The organism is Sandarakinorhabdus sp. (genome assembly GCF_040398665.1).
Lineage (GTDB): Bacteria > Pseudomonadota > Alphaproteobacteria > Sphingomonadales > Sphingomonadaceae > Sandarakinorhabdus.
Genome location: NZ_JBBATQ010000014.1, coordinates 1 through 18977 on the forward strand (window position 1 = coordinate 1; position 18977 = coordinate 18977).

Genomic DNA, 18977 nt, shown 5'->3' on the forward strand with positions numbered 1-18977 from the left:
CATTTCGCTTCTGCGGGCAATGACGGGGTATGGAACTTATGAGTTCACGGCCTAACGCGTCAGCGCATAGTAAATGACGTAAAACCAGCCGAAAATCCCGTGGATCACGGCCCACAACAGGGATTTGTGCAGGCTCCAGCTGATGGTGATGGCCAGCGCCGAGCCGAAGCCGATGCCGGTGGAAACCACATTGCCGCCATTCACGTGCCGCTCTGCCATCATCCGGTTCCCAGCATCTTGCCCTTGCCCATGTGCACTACTCAAGCAACACAGTCAAGCATGGGTCATGGCCGCGTGCGCGCCGCATTCAGCCGCGCCGCGCCAGCATCCAGCACGGCATCGGATTTGGCAAAGCACAGCCGGATGAACGGCGTTTGCCCACCATCTGACCCACCATCCGGCATGAATGCACTCAGCGGGATCGCCGCGACGCCGGCGCTGGCGACGGCCATCTCGCAGAAATCGCGGTCACGCATCGTCACGCCGGATGCGGTCAGATCGGCCATCACGAAATAGCTGCCCTGCGCCGGCAACAATCGCCAGCCGCCGGCGCTGAGGGCTGCCACCAACCGATCGCGCGCCGCCACGAAGCGTGCGCGGGTCGCGGCGAAATAGGCATCCGGCAACGCCAGCCCGGCCGCCACCGCCACCTGCAGCGGCGGCGGCGTGGTGAAGGTGAGAAACTGGTGCACCTGCGCCACACGCTCGGCCAGCGCGGTCGCTGCCACCACCCAGCCAACCTTCCAGCCGGTGAGCGCCAGCAGCTTGCCAGCCGAACCGATCTTGATGGTGCGCGCCGGCGCCAAGGCGAACGGGGAGGCATGCGGCGCGGCGCCGACGATGACTTCCTCCCACACCTCATCGCTGATGATGATCAGGTCGTGCGTCGCGGCCAGTTCGGCAATCGCCGCCAGCATGGCCGCGCCGGCGATGCTGCCGGTGGGATTGTGCGGCGTGTTCAGCAGAATCGCGCGGGTGCGCGGAGTGATGGCGGCGGCAATCGCCTCGGCACTGGCCTGCCAATCCGGCGGAAGCAGATCGACGAACACCGGCACCGCGCCGGCGCGGCGCACCAGCGGCGCATAGGCATCGTAAGCCGGCGCAAACAGGATCACCTCGTCATCGGCAGCGGCAACCGCCATGATGCTGGCCGCCAGCGCCTCGGTGGCGCCAGAGGTGACGATGACCTGGTCGGGCGTGAGCGCCAGCCCTTGCCGCCGCGCGTAGAATGCACACACGGCCGCGCGCAATTCGGGCAGCCCCCGCATCGGCGGATATTGATTGTTGCCGTGCAGGATCGCATCGGCTCCGGCGGCCAGCACCGCATCGGGCCAGCCGAAATCCGGAAAGCCCTGCCCCAGATTGACCGCGCCATGCGCACGCGCCAGGCCGGACATATGTTCGAAGATGGTGGTGCCGGCCTGCATGGCGCATGTCTTGCCATGCAGGCCGGCAAACGGCCAGTGGGTCAGGCCGCCGGGCGCAACTGATGGCTGTGGCGCATGATGAACGGCTGGCCGGGGCTGCGGCTCTGCCGGGTGATGCGCAGGGTTTCGCCGTCGCGGGTCAGGATGGTGCGCACGATCACGGCCTTGCCATTCTCGTTGCCAGTGCCGTCCAGCACGAGGGTGAGCGCGCCATCGCGGCTGCGGCGCAGTTCGGAAACCGTCATCGTTTCGCGACTGTCCTTGCCGGTGACGACCAGCGCCTTGCCATCTGGCGTGAACGTCCAGGTCTCGACGCTACGCACGGTCTTGCCCGGGCCGTCATCATAGGTCCAGGCCAGCGAAAGGCCCGTGGCGGTCAACAAGGTCGGCAGGCTTTCACGGCTGTCGTCGCCATGATCGCGATAATCGAGCCGGCCGGTCCAGTTGCCGGCGAGCGCCTTGGTCAGTTCCGCGCCCGCATCCAGCGGGGCCGCCGGCTGGTCGAGCGCGCGCGCCACCTCCACCGCGCGATCCCGCCCGGCGCTGAAGTCCGCCAGGGTCGGCACCACCAACAGATCCGCCGCCACCCCGCGCCGAGGCGTGAAGCGGGCGATGTTGGTGCGGTTCCATGCATTGGGCACGCGCAGCTTGATGCCGCTGGCCGGCAGGGTGACCAGGAAGATCTGCCCGGCGGTCGGCCCTTCGGCACTGCCCGAGCCTTCCTCGCCGACCAGCGTCGCGCCGCGCCGTTCCTTCAGCCAGGCGATGGTGCGCGTGGCGCCAGAGCCGTTCTGCGGCCCGGTCAGCACGGTCAGCCGCCCGGCGAAGCGCTGCGCTGCCGGCAGCACCTGATGTTCGATCGTGCTGTCATCATCACTGGTTTCGTCGGTGCCAGCCGGAATGCGATCAAACATGCCGTCAGCGGTGCGCACGAAATCCGTCTCGGGCGGGTTGAACAACGCGGCCGGATCACCCCAGCTTTCGATATGTTCGGGCAGATCGCCAAAGCGGATCGCCTTGTAACGCACCGGTTTTGACCAGGTGAACGGCGCGTCGAACAGATAGCGCGCCAGTGCAATCGACACATCTTCCGATCCGCCGCCGTTGTTCCTGAGATCGAGGATCAGATGCTCGGTGCCGGCAGCCTTCATCGCCATGAAGAAGCCGCCCAGGTACGGCGTGGGCGCCACCGGATTGCGGTAGTTGACGAAGGTGTCGATGCGCAGCCGCGCCGTCTTGCCGGCCATGCGCCAGCTGATGCCGTTGTAGAATTCCACGCGGTGGTTGCCGCCCGCCGGGGCCAACTGCGTCCAGGCGTCAAAGCTGATCGGCGCCAGTGTGCTGCGCTCGATCCCTGCCGCGCCCGGCATTTTCCAGGCGATATCCCAACTGGTCGGCGCGCCGAACAGGCCGGGCCAATATTCATCCAGATCGCTGCCCGACAAATCACTGTCGTCGGCGATCTTCACGGCGACATGCTGATCGGTGTCACCATCATATGACACCAGCGGCGCCAACGCGGTGAGGATGTGCGGGACCTGCCGACCATTGATCGCCGTGATCTCGGCCCCCCGGGGCAGCGCGCCCGACACCACGATCATCCGCCCTTCGATCAGGGCAAAGCGCAGCGGCAGGTGGCTGGCATTGGTCTTGCGCCAGCGTTCGATGGCGGCCGGCAATTCCGGCTTGCTGTGGTCACAGTGGATGCTGGCCACCAGGCGCGCGATTTCCCGGTGCAGCGCGAGCGTGCTGATCGGCGCGCGCGCCAGCGCCGCCAGCCGGACGAAATTTGCGTCCACTTCGGCCTTGGGCACATAACGATAGAGGCCGGGATGGATCGTCTCCATCGCGCGGCGCAGCAGGGCGACGTCGGCGCTCGCCTGCGCCGGGCTGAGCAGCGGGTTGGGCATCTCGGCCGCAATGGCTGGGGCGGCGGCAAGCAGAACGGCAACAAGGGCAGAGCGGAACATGGCGGGCCTTTCGGGATGGCATTGAACGCCACGTCCCTGGCCGATCCGCCGGGGCCCTTCGCCCGAAACGCTGAAAATCATGCGCCTTTCAGGATCTGAGACGTGCTTTCGACGGCGTTGTCCCGGCAAATTCGGCAAAGGCCCGGTTGAAACTGGCCTTTGATCGAAAGCCGGCGTCCATCGCCATCGCCAGAATCGCGCGTGTGTCGGCTGGATCGGCCAGCCACCCCTGCACTTCGCGCACCCGCCGCCGGTTGATCACCGCGTTGAAATTGGCACCCAGCCCATCATTGAAGGCGCGCGCCAGATAGTTGGTGTTGGTGCCCAGCGCGCGGGCCAGGCTGGCGGCGGTCAGATCCGGATCTTGCCACAGCGCCTGTGCCTCGATCTGCGCCACGAACCGCGCGCCCATCGCGGCCCAATCCTTCGCCGTTGCCGATTGCGGCTGCGCGGCCACCATCGACGCTGCGGCCACGGACAGGGCCGAATCCGTTGGCAATGGATAGCGCGTGCCGGCATGGCGCCAGCCTTCCACGCCGAGATAGATGACCAGGCCGGAAAAGAGCATATACAGCCAGAATTGATCGAAATAATTGCGCCCCGGATCGCGCAGGTTGGCAGCGAAAAAGCCCAGCCACACGCCCACCACCAGCGCAATCGCGATCAGGAAATTGCGCAGCCACAGCACATCGAAATCCACCGCATCCGTCACATTCTCGCCCAGCCAGCGGCGATAATCCGCCCAGCAGCGCCAGGCCATGCGGCCATAGACGGCCATCGACACAAAGCAGCCCAGGGTGAAGGCGGGATCGATGAAAGGCGCGTGCGCGGCGCCGTCCCACCAGTTCTTGGTGGCCAAAGGCAACGGAAACACCAGCGCGTCGGCCGCAAACTGCACGGCAACGGCCAGGAAATGCGGCCATACAAGCGCCGGGGCCCGCCCGGTCAGGTTGGCCGCATAAAGCCAGAGCAGCGGCCCGAACGCCATCGTATAGCTGAACGGCGCAAAACTGAGCCACGGCCAGGCATCATAAAAGCCGGCAAAGCCGATGATATAAGGCGTGATCAGCGCTGCCACCGCCACGATCAGCAGCGCCAGCCAGCGATTGGCGGCGCGATTGGCCGGCGCGCGCCACAACAGGCCCGCCAGCACCAGCCCCTGCACGCAGCCCAGCAGCAGCGTGATGCTCAACACGCCAAATTCGATCATCGGGCCAATCCTCCCACAATCGCGGCATTGCTGCCAGCGAACACGCGGGTTAGCCTGCGGCAAAACTTGGGGAACACAGCATGAAGACGCGCATCACGGAATTGTTCGGCATCCAGCACCCGATCATGCAGGGCGGCATGCATTATGTCGGCTTTGCCGAAATGGCCGCCGCGGTTTCCAATGCCGGCGGGTTGGGCATCATCACCGCCCTCACCCTGGGCACGCCCGAAAAGCTCGCCGCCGAAATCGCCCGCTGCAAGACGATGACCGCCAAGCCGTTCGGCGTGAACCTCACCTTCCTGCCCAGCGTCACCCCGCCGGATTATCCCGGCCTGATCAAGGCGATCATCGATGGCGGCGTGAAGGTGGTGGAAACCGCCGGCAACAACCCGGCGAAATATCTGCCGGCTTTGAAAGAGGCCGGCATCAAGGTGATCCACAAATGCACCAGCGTGCGCCACAGCCTGAAGGCGCAGGCGATCGGCTGTGATGCGGTGTCGGTGGATGGTTTCGAATGCGGCGGCCATCCCGGTGAAGATGATGTCGGCAACTGGGTGCTGCTGCCGCGCGCCGCCGAAGAACTGGAGATCCCGTTCGTGGCCAGCGGCGGCTGCGCCACCGGCAGCCAGTTGGTGGCGGCGCTGGCGCTCGGCGCCGAAGGCGTCAACATGGGCACCCGCTTCATCGCCACGGTCGAAGCGCCGGTGCACGACAATGTGAAGGCCGCGCTGGTCGCCGCCACCGAACTGGACACCCGCCTGATCATGCGCCCGCTGCGCAACACCGAGCGCGTGCTCAACAATGCCGCCGTCGAACGCCTGCTCGAAAAGGAGCGCACGCTGGGCGCAGACCTCAAGTTCGAGGATATCATCGCGGAAGTCGCCGGCGTCTATCCGAAGATCATGCGCGATGGTGACATGGATGCCGGCGGCTGGAGCTGCGGCATGGTCGCCGGCCTGATTCACGACATTCCCACCGTGCAGCAATTGATCGACACCATCATGGCCGATGCCGAACGCATCATCAGCCAGCGCCTGAACCGGTTCGCTGCATGAGCGAGCTATCCTCCGGTCCGGCTCGCGCACCGAGCGACATTCTCTATGATCTGGCGGATGGGGTGGCGACCATCACCCTCAACCGCCCCGAAAAGCTGAACGCGCTCACCCCGCAGATGCTGACGGACTTTTTCGCCGCCGTCGCCCGCGCCGGTTCCGATCCGGATGCAAAGGTGATCCTGATCACCGGCGCCGGCCGCAGCTTCAGCGCCGGGCTTGATCTGGGCATCATCGGCACCGGCGGCGGTGGCCGTGTGGAGACACACCCGGAAACCGCGCCGCAATGGGGCGACGATATCGGGCCGAAGCTGGCGCCCTATTACAGCGGCGGCTGGCCAGTGCTGATCACCTGCCGCAAGCCGACCATCGCGGCCGTCAATGGCCCGGCGTTCGGCTGGGGCTTCATCCTCGCCCTGCACTGCGACATCCGCTTTGCTGCGCAGTCGGCGCTGTTCAACGCCACCTTCGCCCGCATCGGCGTGCCCGGCGAAAAAGGCTCGGCCTGGCTGCTCACCCGCCTCATCGGCCAGGCCCGCGCCATGGACCTGCTCTACACCGCCCGCCGCTTCGACGGTGCCGAGGCCAAGGCGCTCGGCCTCGTCAACGACACATTCGCCGATGATGAGCTGCTGGCCCACGCCAAGGCCTACGCCCGGAACATCGCCACCTTCAGCGCCCCGCGCAGCCTCGCCGCAATGAAGGCGCAAGTATGGACCGCGCTCGACGAAGATTATTCCACGGCCTTCGCCGCCGCCGACCACGAGCAGGATCAGGCGACGAAAACCGAAGATTTCCGCGAGGCCTTCACCAGCTACCGCGAAAAGCGCGCCCCGCTGTTCACGGGGCGGTGATTCAGGAGCGCTGAATCAAGGGGCGCTGGCCGGGCTGGCAAGCGCCGCGACTCGCGCTGCGGGCGCAGGCGTGGCCCGGATCGCCGTGAAACCACAGCAGCGTGCGTGACTGCGCCGTGAATAGTGCGTTCACCCCGAGAAATGTTTCAGCCGGCCGAGCCGGCCGGTCCGCTGCCTGCGGCGCTGTGCCGGGGCTTGGGCCCGATCTGTGACCCGCAGGAATCCCAAACCAAAACAAGGCCATGAATTCACCGGACTGGTGGCTTAATTCACCATGAATCGGTCAATCAACGATTTTGTGCAATGCAATATCGCCAGATGACGGCGTCTATGCGGCTCTATCATAAATATTTTTGCAACAATATGATCGCACCATGGCTACACCGAACTGAATGACTGTAAATCCACGGCATGAACCGCAATCATATTTTGGCCTGATATCAGGGCAATGAATATTGGCGTGCTTGATTGCCAAAGCAAAGGCCCGCTCAACAACCAATTTCCACAAGCACAAATTATTACACAGCAGTAACCAAGGAGGAGGACGATGATGGATATTCTGACCAATCCTGACGAAATGCTGGAAAAAATGCTGAACAGCCTTGGCGCCGATTCGGTTGCCGAAGGCGGAGCGGCCCTGGAAACCGGGCGGCGGATCATCACCTTCAATCCCGACGCGATTGCGCAAGGCCGCGCCAGTCTCAATGATCTCGCGCCGGGCAGCATCGCCTCCTCATCGGATTTCGACGGTGATGACATCACGGCCGAAGGGCTGTCGGGCGCATCGGGCCTGGTGTTCGAAGAGCTTGGCGTCGCCATCCTCGATGAAGCATCCGGCATGGCCGCCAGCAGTTTTGGCGACGGCAGTTCGGCAACTGCGGCCTTTTCCGCCAATGAACCCGAAATCTTCATGTTCCCGGCCGGCGTCGATCCGGCCGAATATCTGCGCGGCTTTGCCGCCGCCGCGGCGCGCATCCGCGATGATCTGGCCGCCGGTGGCGGTGGTGGCGGCGGCGAAGGCGAAGGCGCCGACGATCCGGCCAGTGCCGTGCTCGGCAACACCTGGGGCATTGTGGCTGTGCGCGCCAACACCAGCCGCTTCACTGGCCGCGGCATCAAGATCGCGATTCTCGACACCGGTTTCGATTTCCGCCACCCGGATTTCGCCGGGCGGGCCATCGTGCACCGCAGCTTCATCAGCGGCGAGACCACGCAAGACGTCAACGGCCATGGCACGCATTGCACCGGCACCGCCGCCGGCCCGCGCGCGCCGGCCGGCAACATACCGCGCTATGGCGTGGCCTTTGAAGCCAACATCTTCATCGGCAAGGTCCTGTCCAACACCGGCGGCGGCACGTCGGCGTCGGTGCTGGCGGGCATGAACTGGGCCATTGCCAACCGCTGCGAAGTCATCTCCATGTCGCTGGGCGGCGGCGGCGGGCCTTATGCCTATTACACGCAGGCCGGGCAGCAGGCGCTCAATGCCGGGTGCCTGATCATCGCGGCCGCCGGCAACAGCAGCAACCGGCCCGGCACGATCAGCCCGTGCGGCGCGCCGGCCAATTCGCCAACCATCATGGCCTGCGCCGCGCTCGATCCCAATCTGGGCGTGGCCTATTATTCCAACGGGGGCCCGATCCAGATCGCTGCGCCGGGCAGCAGTGTCTTTTCATCGGTGCCGATGCCCACCCGCTATGGCCCCAAGACCGGCACCAGCATGGCCACCCCGCACGCCGCCGGCTGCGCGGCGCTGCTCGCCCAAGCCACCGGCCTGCGCGGCAATGCTTTGCGCGCCGCCCTGCGCGCCCGCGCCCGCCCGCTGCCCCTCCCGGTCACCGCTGTTGGCAGCGGCCTGGTCCAGGCGGTTCAGTAAGCCCAGTCTGCATAGTTCGAAACCTGCGTCTCGATGGCATCGGCCAAACCGATATCATCGAGACGCAATTCGGAGTATCATCCCGACATGGCCGATCCCGTGGAGTATATCGTCACCCTGGCGCCCGGCGCTCCGGCCGCCGCCGTCGCCGACGCCCTGCGCGCCAAGGGCTTCACCGCAACCAGCGTGCTCGCCGAGCTGGCAATGCTGGTCGGCACCGCCGATCCCGACACTGTCGAAGCCTGTAAATCGATCGACGGCGTCACCGCGGTCGAACCCAGCCAGCCGATCCAGCTGCCACCGGGCGACCCGCAGTAAGGGCCAGCGCTTGGCGTCAGAAATTTCCAAACTCGATTGCAGTTTGATCGAAGCACTTCAACTCCCTCCCCTTGCGGGGAGGGCGACTCGGCGCCAGCCGAGCAGCCTGCCCCGGACTTGATCCGGGGGGTGGGGGTCCCCGCCTGCTGTGACTCAAGGGGCTACCCCCACCCCGCTCGCGCCAAGGGGAGCGAGTCGCCCTCCCCACAGCCGTAGGCGACCGAAGGTCAACGGGGAGGAAGTTGGGCGCCTCAGCCCGAATGCGATCAAGTCTAGGCCTTCAACACCCGCGGCAGCCCCGCCCCCAGCATCGCCAGCAGTTCCGGGCCATAGCCGCTGCCAGCCGCCTCGAATTCCGCCTGGGTGATGCGCTCGCCCCCTTGCGCGCCGAACAGCACGACCTCGTCGCCCAGCGCGACCCGATCCTGCCGCCCGGTCACATCGACCATCAGCGTGTTCATCGTCACCCGGCCGACAATCGGAAAGCGTTGCCCGCCGATCAGCACCTGCGGATTGCGGCCCAGATCGGCGGGAAACTCAGGCCGGTTGGCATGGCTGAAGCTGCGGCGGAGGCCGTCGGAATAGCCGATGGGGATATTGGCCAGCCAGCTTTCGCGACCTAAGCGGAAGGTGCGATCATAATTCACCGTTTGCCCGGCGGGATAATGGTTCACCGCCGCCACCCGCGACTTGATCGCCATCGTGGGCAGATAGTCGCTGGTCTTCACCGAACCGGGATCGCCATAGAGCAGCCCGCCAACACGCACCATGTCCAGCCGCGTGGCAGGGTGTTGCAGCGTGGCGAAGCTGTTGGCGGTGTGGCGCTCGACCGCGCCCAACCCGGCGCTGCGCAGCCAGGCCAGATCGGCTTCATAACGCGCCAGTTGCGCCAATATGTCCGGGCCTTCCTCGCTGGGGAAATGCGTCATCACCCCGCGCATCTGCAGCCCCGGCAGTGCCAGGATCGCCCGCGCGTCGGCCTTGCCATAATCGGTGGACAGCTCGATGCCGTTGCGGGACATGCCGCCGCTGTTCAGCGCCAGGATCACCGGCAGCGCCCGCCGTTTGCCATACTGCCGCCACAGCATCGCCAGCCGGGCGGCGGCATCGGCATTGCCGATCGCTTCCTCGATATTCAGCGCGAAACCATCCGCCATCTCGTCCGGCGTGGCGGTGCGGATGCGCAGCAGCCGCCCGCGAAACCCGAGCGTGCGCGCCACCATCGCCTCGTCATTCGACGTGATCGCCACTTCGGTGATGCGCTTGGCGATGATCGATCGCATCAGCAGCGCGATGCCGTTCCCGTACGCATCCGCCTTCATCACGGCGCACAGCCGGGCGGGGCCGACAACGGACCGCACCCTGTCGATATTGGCCTCAAATGCGGCGGCGTCCACTTCCACCCAGCCGTTGCGCCGCGTCGCGCGTGCCAGCGTCAGCCGGTGATTGTCCGCCACCAGCACCGGCGAAGCCGCCGCGCCAGCCGCCAGCAGCGCGCCGGCGCCAGCCAGAAGCTGCCGTCGATCAATTGCCTTGGCAATCACCTTGGCAATCATGGCGCGCCGCGCTTCAGATACTGGCCCGGAAACGCGCCCGTCGCCGCGCCATCGCGATAGACCACCTGGCCGGCCACCATCACCATGTTCATACCCACCGCCAGCGCGTTGGGCTGCTGCACCGTCGCCTTGTCGGCGAAACGCTCCGCATCGAACAGCACCAGATCGGCGGTATAGCCCGGCTTGATCAGCCCGCGCCCGGCCAACCCCAGATGCGCGGCGGTCAGCCCGGTCATCTTGTGCACGGCCTGCGCCATGCTCAGCAATTTGTCCTCACGCACATATTGGCGGACGATCTTGCCGAAGGTGCCGGCGCCGCGCGGATGGCGGCCACCGATGCCGCCATCGGAACAGATGTTGCTGTGCGGCCAGGCGATGAAATCCGCCACATCCTGCGGGGCCATCGCCGTGCCGATCACCGATTCCACCCGGGTCGCTTCCGGGTGGGCAATGCGCCAGGCCTCTGCCGTCTGGATCAGCCACAAATAGGTCTTTGCCGGCTCCTCGCCGCGCATGGCGGCAATCTCGGCGATGGTCTTGCCCGCCAGCGCCGGATCGGGGGCGTAAAAGCCGATCAGCATGCCGGCCGGCGTCGTCAGCTCCGTCAACGCAAAGCGCGCCGCGGCGATGTCGGTGAAATCGCGCTTGGGAAACAGCACGGTCAACGTGGCCTGCCAATATTCATAGGGGTAGACATCCGCCGTCACCTGGATGCCGCGCGCGCGGGCAGCGTCCAGCTTGGCGAGCACCGCCTTGGCACCACCCCAGCGGCTGACCATGCCCAGCTTGATGTGCGAGACCTGCACCGGCACGCCGGTTTTCGCGCCCAGATCGATCAGCTCATCCAGCGCCGCATCCACCGCCACATCCTCGCTGCGGATATGGCTGATGTACCGCCCGCCGCCGGCTTGCGTGGTGCGGGCCAGCGCCAGCACCTCATCACGGCTGGAATAAATGCCGGGATCATATTCCAAGCCGGTGGACAGGCCGAGCGATCCCGCCTTGATGTCGGCGGCGAGCAGCGCCTGCATCTTCGCCACTTCACCCGCCGTCGCGACCCGCTTGTAATCCTTGCCCATCACCGTATCGCGCACGAAGCCGTGCCCGGTATAGGCCGCGACATTGATGGCGGCAGGCCTGGCGTTGAACGTGGCGGCCATTTGCGCAAACGGCGCATCGCTGCCGCCATCCTGGCCAACCACGATGGTCGTCACCCCCTGCGCCAGCAGTGGCAACATGGTGCGATCGGCATAATCATCGCGATCATGGTGGCTGTGGCCATCGATGAAGCCCGGCGCCAGCACCAGGCCCTTGCCATCGATCAGCGTCTCGCCCGGCTGCGGCGCCAGATCGCCGACCGCAACGATGCGGCCCCCATCGATGCGCACCGATGCCTGCCGGGGTGCCGCGCCCGATCCATCCTGCACCACCGCCCCGCTGATCAAGGTGGTCGCCGCCACCGCGCCAGCCCATAGCACGCCAATCAGCGCCGCCGCGCCGCCCCCCAACATCCTGACCTGCATCGCTTCACCCCCCTGTTGCCGCGCAGTGTGGCAGGGGCGGGCGGCGATGACCACTCGTTGTTGATGCAGGCGAAGATTCCGGCCCTCGCCGCGCGACCGCGCCGGCCCTAGGCTCCGGCCATGGCCAACACGCGCATCGAACAGGATTCCATGGGGCCGATCGCAGTCCCCGCAGCCCATCTGTGGGGCGCGCAAACCCAGCGCAGCCTGGAAAATTTCCGCATCGGCACGGAGCGGATGCCGCCGCCGATCATCCATGCGCTGGGCGTGATCAAGCTGGCCGCGGCGCGCACCAACGCGCGATTGGGCGGGCTCGATCCCGCCATCGCAGCCGCCATCGCCGATGCTGCAATGCGGGTGGCCGATGGCCGGCTGGACGCCGAATTCCCGCTGCTGGTGTGGCAGACCGGATCGGGCACCCAGACCAACATGAACGCCAATGAAGTGATCGCCAATCTGGCGAGCGAAGCGCTGGGCGGCATGCGCGGCGCGAGATCGCCGGTGCACCCCAATGATCATGTGAACCTGTCGCAATCCTCCAACGATGTCTTCCCCACCGCGCTGCACATCGCCGCGGCGCGCGAAATCACGGATCGACTGCTGCCGGCCTTGCACGCCCTGCACGCCGATCTGGCCGGCAAGGCGGCAGCGTGGGGCGACATCATCAAGATCGGCCGCACCCATGGCCAGGATGCCACGCCGCTCACGCTGGGGCAGGAATTTTCCGGTTACGCCGCGCAGGTGGCAGGCGGCCTCGAACGGATCCTGCTGGCGCTGCCCGGCCTGTATGAGCTGGCGCAAGGCGGCACCGCGGTCGGCACAGGCCTGAACGCGCCGCCGGGCTTTGCCGAAGCCGTCGCAGCCGAAATCGCTGCCTTCACCGGCCTGCCCTTCGTCACCGCCCCCAACAAGTTCGCCGCTTTGGCGGGCCAGGATGCGCTGCTGTTCCTGCACGGCGCGCTCAACACGCTGGCCACCAGCCTGCACAAGATCGCCAATGATATCCGCCTGCTCGGTTCCGGGCCACGGTCCGGGCTTGGCGAACTGGCACTGCCGGAGAATGAACCGGGCAGCTCGATCATGCCCGGCAAGGTCAACCCCACCCAGGTCGAGGCGCTGACCATGGTGTGTGCGCAAGTGTTCGGCAATCAGGCCAGCTTGAGCTTTGCCAACAGCCAGGGCCTGCTCGAACTCAACGTCTATCGTCCGGTGATGGCCCATGCCTTCCTGCAAAGCGTGCGCCTGCTGGCCGACGCGTCGCGCAGCTTCACCACCAACCTGCTGGCTGGCCTGGAGCCACGCCGCGACAACATCGCCCGCGGGGTCGCAAATTCGCTGATGCTGGTCACCGCGCTTGCACCCAGAATCGGCTATGACGCCGCCGCCAAGATCGCCAAGACCGCCCACACGCAAGGCCTGACGTTGCGGGAAGCCGCGATCAGAAGCGGGTTGGTGAGCGGGGCGGATTATGATGTGATCGTGGACCCGGCCAAGATGCTGGGGTGACGGCCTAACCCAGCACCGCCTTCACCGCCAGAAACAACACCGACGGCCCCATCAGGCAGCCCAGCCCGGTGTAGAAGGTGGCCGTCATCGCGCCATAGGGCACCAGTTTGGGATCGGTCGCGGCCAGGCCGCCGGTCACGCCGCTGTTGGTGCCCATCAGCCCGCCATAGACCATCGCGCTGGCCGGATTGTCGAGGCCGATGCGCCGCGCCACCAGCGGCGTGGCGATCATCACCAGCACCGCCTTCACCAGGCCGGCCGCGATGCTGAGCGAGATGATATCGGAGGCCGCCCCCAGCGAGGCGCCGGTGACCGGCCCGACGATATAGGTGGCGGCACCCGCGCCGATCGTGGTGATCGCCACCGGATCGCGCACGCCAAAGCCATAAGCCACGACCGCCCCGCACAGGAACGAGACCACGACGCCCAGCGGGATCGACAGCGCTGCCACCCAGCCGGCGCTGCGCAGATCGGACAGGCGCACGCCAAAGGCCGTGGCGACGATGGCGAAATCGCGGAGCATCGATCCACCCAGCACGCCGACCCCGGCCAACAGCGGCCAATCCGCCACGCCCTTGGCGCCGCCGGTCTGTTCGCCGGCCACCCAGGCCAGCAACAGCCCCAACGCAATGGCGATCGCCGATCCGTGCAGCAGCCCGCGCGTGAGATGGCGGGCGATCCAGTAGGCCAGCGCCATCACCAGCCCGACGAACAGGAAGCCGACCAGCAGGCCATTGCTGGCAGCGAATTTTTCCAGGACCATCATTTGCGTGCCATCCGCGCCAGCACCGGCACCAGTGCAAAGCCGGCCACCACCGCTGCCACACCCGCCAGCATCGCCATCGCGCCGCCCGACACCGCCGCCGCCACATTCTGCTGCGCCGCCATGGCGACGATGATCGGGATATACATCAGGCTCCAGAAATCGACCCCGTTGCCCGCCGGCGTGCCAGGCCGCAGCGGCGCAGCGCGCAGATTGGTGCAGGCGATCATCAGCAGCATCGCGATGCCGACGCCGCCCACATTCGCTTGCAAACCCAGCGCCGCGCCAAGCAGATCGCCGACATAAAGCCCGACCAAAGTGCAGCCGGCCAACACGGCCACGCCATAGACCACCATCAGATCAACGCCGGCGGCAGGCGGCTGATCACCGGCCGCATTGCCTGTTCATAGGCGTGCGCCAATTTCAGGCAGGCCAGATCGGCGCCGCGGCGGCCGATGATCTGGATGCCGGCGGGCAGGCCGTCTGCAGAGAATCCCGCCGGGGCCGCCAACGCTGGCAGGCCGGTCATCGTCACCAGGAACGTGCCCAGCATCCATTCGTGATAGCTGCGCATCGTCTTGCCGGCGACCTCGGTGGGCCACAATTGTTCCACCGGAAACGGCAGCAACTGCACCGCCGGTGCAATCAGAAAATCGTGGGTTTCGAACAATTTGTCCACCGCCCGCGTCCAGGCCGTGCGCACGGTGGAAGCATTCAGCACCTGCGCGCCGGTGATGGTGCGGCTGTTGGCGATTTCCCAATGCGCCTGCGGGCCGATCAGGTCGCGCGTCGCCGGATCGTCGGCATAGCGTTGCAGGCCGGTGCCCGACACCCAGGATCGCAGCAGCATCAGCGCCTGCCACACCGGCTCGATCGCGTGATCGACCTTGGCGTCATCCACCACGCAACCCAGGCTGCGAAACGCCGGCAGCGCACCCTCACAGATGCGCATCACTTGCCCGTCATGCGGCACGCGCCCGCCCCAATCGCCCAGCCAGCCGATGCGCACGCCCTTGTGGTCTGCGCCGAGCGGCGCGGCAAAGCTGCGCGCATCCACCGGCAGCGCACCCAGCACCCCCGGATGCGGCCCGGCCATCACCGACAGGACCAGCCCCAGATCAGACACGCTGCGCGCCATCGGGCCCGACGTGCTCATCTTCGAAATCCACTGCTCGCCGCCTTCCGACGGGATGGTGCCCAGCGTGGTGCGAAACCCGAAGACATTGTTCCACACAGCCGGATTGCGCAGCGAACCGCCGAAATCCGATCCATCGGCCAGCGGAACCATGCGCAAGCCCAACGCCACCCCGGCCCCGCCGCTGCTGCCCCCGGCGGATTTGGCCGTGTTCCAGGCATTGCGCGTCGGGCCATAGACGCGATTGATGGTGTGCGATCCCAGGCCGAATTCCGGCGCGTTGGTCTTGCCGATGAACAGCGCACCCGCGCTGCGCAACCGCTGCACCATGATGCCTTCGCTGGTGGGGATATTGTCCTTGTTGACCAGCGAGCCGTTGGTGGTGCGGATGCCGATCACGCCGGCCAGATCCTTCACCGCCCAGGGCATGCCGAACAGCGGCCCCGGTGCCGCGCCCGCCGCCAATTTCGCATCCATGGCGCGGGCCTGGCCCATCAGTGCATCGCCATCCTGCAGCGCCACCACCGCATTGTGCGCCGGATTGTGCCGCGCGATCTGCGCCAGCACGGCCGCGAGCGCTTCCACCGCGCTCACCTTCTTCGCCGCGATCAACCCGGCCAGTTCACGCCCCGGCATGGCCAGCAAGGGATCGAGCGGCGGGGCTTTTGCGTTCGCCACGGCCGGCGCCAGTGCCAACGCACCGGCCCCGCCCAGAAATTGCCGCCGTGTGCCGGAAAATCCGTTCATCCGCCCCTCCTCGCGCCCCCCGGCGCTTCACTGCAACTTGTTGCCGATGACCGGCACGCTGGCAAGCGGCCCGAATTACTGCGCCGCCGCCTCGATCGCCTCCATGTCGTCATCGCTCAGCCCGAAATGATGGCCGACCTCGTGCACCAGCACATGCGTCACCAGCCCCTCCAGCGACTCTTCGCCCTCCGCCCACAGATCGAGCAGCGGCCGGCGATAGAGGAAGATCATGTCCGGCAGCGCGCCCGACGGTTCATCGCCCTTCAGGCCGACATGTCGGCCCCAATAAAGCCCGAGCAGATCCCACGGCGTCTCCAGCGCCATGTCGGCCATCACCTCCGCGTCGGGGAAATCCTCGACGCGCAGGATCAGGCTGGCGAGATGCTGCCGGAACAGCAGCGGCAGGCGCTCGACCGCGGCTTGTGCCAGGGCTTCGATGTCGGCAAGGGTGGGGGCCATCAGCATCTGCCACCCTTAGAAAGGATCATGGCCATGGTCGAGAGACTGGACACCGCGGCGCGTGCCGCGCTGGCGGCGGCACTGCCGGGCTGGCGGATCGATGGCGAGCATCTGAAGCGCAGCTTCAAGTTCAAGGATTTCAGCGCGGCCTGGGGCTTCATGAGCCGGGTGGCGCTGCTGGCCGAGGCCCAGGATCACCATCCCGAATGGTTCAACGTCTACAACAAGCTGGACATCGCGCTGACCACCCATGAGGCCGGCGGCCTGTCGGTGCGCGATGTGAAACTGGCCAAGGCCATCGACGCGCTGCTGGGCTGAACCCTGCAAACAGGAAGGCCGGCACCCAAGGGTACCGGCCGGCCCATGTTCAGGCTGTTCGGATCAGCCTTCAGACCTCGACGGTCGGGGCGTCGGGCCCGTTTTTCTTGATGGATTCAATGGCGTTGATCGCCGAGGCTTTCGATGCATAGCCTTCGGTCGAGAACATCGTCTCGCTGTTGTACTTGAACCGCACCCGATACTCGCCGGCCTTGTCCTTGTAGATTTCGAACTTGTGGGCCATGTGCCACTCCTCCCCCAGTTACAAACCAAGGATAATCCGCGTCATCGGCAGCGTCAACCGGGCCCGCCGAGGCCATAGATCACGCAGGCCTGCGCGGTCAGTTCACGCAACGGTGGCTGCAAGGTCACCTGCACGGCTTCGGCGCGGTCTTGCAGCGACGGCGGCGGCGGCGGTGCAGCCATGGCCATGCGGCTGCCGGTCACCATCACCTGCGGCGCGTCCACGTCGGTGGCCGCTGCGGCATCGCCATAGCTTGGCCAGCCGGCCAGCACCTGCGTGGTGCACACGCTGCCTGAAGGGTCGATGATCTTCACCGGCCCCAGCCGCGCGCCGGCGGCCGCGCTGGCCTGCCGGGCGCGGCGGGCGGCATCCTTGACCGCCGCCTCATACAACCAGCTTTTCAGCTCGTTTTCGGGTTGCAGATCAAAGCTTGGCCGGTCGATGGCGGACGGCTGCGCCGCCACCGCCAGCCGATAGGCCCGCTCCAGCAACGCCATGTCGCGCACTTCGATGGCCAGTTCGGCGGTCACCTCATAGGCGTCGATGCGATCGGCGCGCTGGTTGTCGACCAAACTGCCATCCTTCTGCCGATACTGGTCATAAAGCGGGCGGGTGGACAGGCTGGTGTTCAGCCGCACGCGCTCGGCGCCCAGCGCGGCCAGCGCCGCATCGAGTTCGCGCGCCCGGGCGGTGGCGGCACTGGATGCAGCCGCCGCGGTCTTTTCCACCACCGAGAATCGCGCCGCGAAGCGCGCGCGATTCGCCGGCACTTCGGTGCGGACATGGCCCATCGACGCAATCACCGGCTCCTTCATCCACCACGGGGCGGGAATATAGGGCTGGCCGATGATGGCGGGCGGGGTCTGCGCCAGCGCAGGCGCGGCGATCAGGGCGGCGAGGAGGGCGAGGTTTCTCATGCGCAGCAGCATGGCGCGGCAATGGTTGCGCTTTGATGAATGGGCCGGAATGGTCCTCCCCTGCCAGGGGAGGTGCCGAGCGCAGCGAGGCGGAGGGGTGGGGCAAGGATCGAGTGCAGGCCCGGTGAGCGCGGCCGGCGGCAAAGCCACGCCGTCAGACGACACAAAAAAGGCGGCTGGAGAGCCGCCTTTTTCGGTCGCTGGCCGATCTTGCCGGGGTCGGAAAACAGCGCTGCGCGCTCGTTTCGCGCCCGGCTGCGATCAGCGCGGCGCCATCCGAATGGCCCCATCCAACCGCACATCCTCGCCGTTGAAATAGGAGTTCCGGCACATCTCCACGGCGAGGCTGGCATATTCCTCCGGATTGCCCAGCCGCTTCGGGAACGGCACCTGCGCGCCCAGCGCGTCCTTCACCGGCTGCGGCGCGCCTTGCAACAAGGGCGTGTTGAAGATGCCGGGCAGGATGGTGTTGACGCGGATGCCTTCACTGGAAAGGTCGCGGGCGATCGGCAGGGTCATGCCGACGACGCCACCCTTCGATGCCGAATAGGCGGCCTGGCCGATCTGGCCATCTTCGGCGGCGACGCTCGCCGTGTTGACGATGGCGCCGCGCTCGCCATTTTCCATCGGCGGCAGGCTCAGCATGCCGGCGGCGGATTTGGCGATGCAGCGGAAGGTGCCGACCAGATTGATCTGGATGATGCGGTCAAACGCCTCCAGCGGGAAATGCTTGATGCTGCCGTCTTCCTTCGACCGGCTCGCGGTCTTGATGGCGTTGCCGGTGCCGGCGCAGTTGATCAGGATCCGCTCCTGGCCGATGGCAGCGCGCGCCTTGGCAAAGCCGGCATCCACCGAAGCCTCATCCGTCACGTTCACATTGCAGAACACGCCGCCGAGTTCGGCAGCGACGGCCTCGCCCTTTTCGGCATTCATGTCGAAAATCGCCACCTTGACGCCGTGGCTGGCCAGCAGCCGCGCCGTCGCCGCGCCCAGGCCAGAGGCACCGCCGGTGATCACGGCCGACAAACCTTGCAGTTGCATTTCTCTCTCCCCATCTCGTTGATGTTGCGGTTATGGGCAGGCCGCCGCGCCCACGCAACCTTTC

The 18977-nt window shown here is 66.4% G+C and carries 19 protein-coding genes; 6 read left to right on the plus strand and 13 right to left on the minus strand.

Annotated features, from left to right (window positions below; all coding sequences use genetic code 11):
• Window positions 1–51 precede the first annotated feature (51 nt).
• The 4 genes from ABWP22_RS14605 to ABWP22_RS14620 form a co-directional block, all read right to left on the minus strand.
• Complete coding sequence (locus tag ABWP22_RS14605) at window positions 52–219, minus strand: hypothetical protein (RefSeq protein ID WP_353200718.1); 168 nt, start codon at window positions 217–219, stop codon at window positions 52–54.
• 65 nt (window positions 220–284) lie between these two features.
• Complete coding sequence (locus ABWP22_RS14610; protein ID WP_353200719.1) at window positions 285–1427, minus strand: aminotransferase class I/II-fold pyridoxal phosphate-dependent enzyme; 1143 nt, start codon at window positions 1425–1427, stop codon at window positions 285–287.
• Between the two features lie 41 nt (window positions 1428–1468).
• Entirely contained in the window at window positions 1469–3397 is a 1929-nt protein-coding gene (locus ABWP22_RS14615) for a S41 family peptidase (protein WP_353200720.1), read from the minus strand.
• Window positions 3398–3485: 88 nt separating this feature from the next.
• Complete coding sequence (locus ABWP22_RS14620) at window positions 3486–4607, minus strand: helix-turn-helix domain-containing protein (RefSeq protein WP_353200721.1); 1122 nt, start codon at window positions 4605–4607, stop codon at window positions 3486–3488.
• An 80-nt stretch (window positions 4608–4687) separates the two neighbouring features.
• Here ABWP22_RS14620 and ABWP22_RS14625 point away from each other — a divergent pair, with 80 nt between their 5' ends.
• The 4 genes from ABWP22_RS14625 to ABWP22_RS14640 all read left to right on the plus strand — a co-directional run bounded on the left by ABWP22_RS14625 (window position 4688) and on the right by ABWP22_RS14640 (window position 8704).
• Complete coding sequence (locus ABWP22_RS14625; protein WP_353200722.1) at window positions 4688–5662, plus strand: NAD(P)H-dependent flavin oxidoreductase; 975 nt, start codon at window positions 4688–4690, stop codon at window positions 5660–5662.
• A complete protein-coding gene (locus tag ABWP22_RS14630) occupies window positions 5659–6513 on the plus strand; it encodes an enoyl-CoA hydratase-related protein (RefSeq protein ID WP_353200723.1) in 855 nt (284 codons plus the stop codon). The genes ABWP22_RS14625 and ABWP22_RS14630 overlap by 4 nt, the downstream gene beginning before the upstream one ends.
• A gap of 547 nt (window positions 6514–7060) precedes the next feature.
• Window positions 7061–8386: a S8 family serine peptidase gene (locus ABWP22_RS14635; RefSeq protein ID WP_353200724.1), complete on the plus strand. Its 1326-nt coding sequence runs from the start codon at window positions 7061–7063 to the stop codon at window positions 8384–8386.
• Between the two features lie 87 nt (window positions 8387–8473).
• On the plus strand, window positions 8474–8704 hold the full coding sequence (locus ABWP22_RS14640; protein ID WP_353200725.1) for a hypothetical protein: 231 nt from the start codon (window positions 8474–8476) through the stop codon (window positions 8702–8704).
• A 272-nt stretch (window positions 8705–8976) separates the two neighbouring features.
• Here ABWP22_RS14640 and alr read toward each other — a convergent pair whose 3' ends face one another.
• Window positions 8977–10260 carry an alanine racemase gene (gene alr, locus ABWP22_RS14645; RefSeq protein ID WP_353200726.1) on the minus strand — a complete coding sequence of 428 codons (1284 nt, stop codon included), beginning with the start codon at window positions 10258–10260 and terminating at the stop codon, window positions 8977–8979.
• Entirely contained in the window at window positions 10257–11783 is a 1527-nt protein-coding gene (locus ABWP22_RS14650) for an N-acyl-D-amino-acid deacylase family protein (RefSeq protein ID WP_353200727.1), read from the minus strand. The genes alr and ABWP22_RS14650 overlap by 4 nt, the downstream gene beginning before the upstream one ends.
• Before the next feature lie 120 nt (window positions 11784–11903).
• On the opposite strand from ABWP22_RS14650, the gene fumC reads away from it, so the two are divergent.
• On the plus strand, window positions 11904–13289 hold the full coding sequence (gene fumC, locus ABWP22_RS14655; RefSeq protein ID WP_353200728.1) for a class II fumarate hydratase: 1386 nt from the start codon (window positions 11904–11906) through the stop codon (window positions 13287–13289).
• A gap of 4 nt (window positions 13290–13293) precedes the next feature.
• Here the strand turns inward: fumC and madM are convergent, their stop codons facing one another.
• The 4 genes from madM to ABWP22_RS14675 form a co-directional block, all read right to left on the minus strand.
• The gene (madM, locus tag ABWP22_RS14660; protein WP_353200729.1) at window positions 13294–14055 is read right to left on the minus strand and encodes a malonate transporter subunit MadM; all 762 of its coding nucleotides are present in this window, start codon (window positions 14053–14055) and stop codon (window positions 13294–13296) included.
• Window positions 14052–14408, minus strand: coding sequence for a malonate transporter subunit MadL (gene madL / locus ABWP22_RS14665; protein ID WP_353200730.1), 357 nt, complete (start codon window positions 14406–14408; stop codon window positions 14052–14054). Before madL ends, madM begins: the two co-directional genes overlap by 4 nt.
• Window positions 14408–15934 carry an amidase gene (locus tag ABWP22_RS14670; RefSeq protein WP_353200731.1) on the minus strand — a complete coding sequence of 509 codons (1527 nt, stop codon included), beginning with the start codon at window positions 15932–15934 and terminating at the stop codon, window positions 14408–14410. The genes madL and ABWP22_RS14670 overlap by 1 nt, the downstream gene beginning before the upstream one ends.
• Window positions 15935–16009: 75 nt before the next feature.
• The gene (locus ABWP22_RS14675) at window positions 16010–16393 is read right to left on the minus strand and encodes a metallopeptidase family protein (RefSeq protein ID WP_353200732.1); all 384 of its coding nucleotides are present in this window, start codon (window positions 16391–16393) and stop codon (window positions 16010–16012) included.
• Window positions 16394–16426: 33 nt separating this feature from the next.
• Between ABWP22_RS14675 and ABWP22_RS14680 the strand changes: the two genes are divergently transcribed.
• Window positions 16427–16711 carry a 4a-hydroxytetrahydrobiopterin dehydratase gene (locus ABWP22_RS14680; RefSeq protein WP_353200733.1) on the plus strand — a complete coding sequence of 95 codons (285 nt, stop codon included), beginning with the start codon at window positions 16427–16429 and terminating at the stop codon, window positions 16709–16711.
• A 70-nt stretch (window positions 16712–16781) separates the two neighbouring features.
• On the opposite strand, the gene ABWP22_RS14685 is transcribed toward ABWP22_RS14680, so the two are convergent.
• The 3 genes from ABWP22_RS14685 to ABWP22_RS14695 all read right to left on the minus strand — a co-directional run bounded on the left by ABWP22_RS14685 (window position 16782) and on the right by ABWP22_RS14695 (window position 18913).
• Window positions 16782–16955, minus strand: a complete 174-nt coding sequence (locus ABWP22_RS14685) for a YegP family protein (RefSeq protein ID WP_353200734.1) — start codon at window positions 16953–16955, stop codon at window positions 16782–16784.
• A 53-nt stretch (window positions 16956–17008) separates the two neighbouring features.
• Complete coding sequence (locus ABWP22_RS14690) at window positions 17009–17872, minus strand: SIMPL domain-containing protein (protein ID WP_353200735.1); 864 nt, start codon at window positions 17870–17872, stop codon at window positions 17009–17011.
• Window positions 17873–18133: 261 nt separating this feature from the next.
• Window positions 18134–18913 carry an SDR family NAD(P)-dependent oxidoreductase gene (locus tag ABWP22_RS14695; RefSeq protein WP_353200736.1) on the minus strand — a complete coding sequence of 260 codons (780 nt, stop codon included), beginning with the start codon at window positions 18911–18913 and terminating at the stop codon, window positions 18134–18136.
• Window positions 18914–18977 lie beyond the last annotated feature (64 nt).